Annotated in this window: 1 protein-coding gene; it reads left to right on the top strand. The window is 63.3% G+C overall.

The genetic code is table 11. The annotated features are described in order from the left end of the window. A partial coding sequence (locus SB822_RS57655) for a hypothetical protein (protein ID WP_410859181.1) occupies positions 1 to 267 on the top strand: 267 nt, incomplete at both ends.

Below are 267 nucleotides of genomic sequence, written 5' to 3'. Positions count from 1 at the left end.
GAGCAATGCAAACCGGCCTCGCGTGACGCCCGTGCTGCCGGTCGCCGGCAAGACGTTGCAGCCGTTGCCAGCGGAAGCCGTCCGTCCGGCGTCGCGTCCCTCCAGCTTTTCGTTCGCGAATCTGCATCAGCGGCTAATCGAGCACTATGCGCCGCCGAGCATCCTGATCGACCGGGAAGCCGAGATTCTCCATATTTCCGAGGATGCCGGACGCTTTTTGCGCTACGTGGCCGGCGAGCCGTCGCATAACCTGCTGACGGTGATCAA

It is taken from the genome of Paraburkholderia sp. SIMBA_054, assembly GCF_046534875.1.
Classification (GTDB): Bacteria; Pseudomonadota; Gammaproteobacteria; order Burkholderiales; family Burkholderiaceae; genus Paraburkholderia; species Paraburkholderia hospita.
This window is presented reverse-complemented; position numbering and strand designations above follow the sequence as displayed.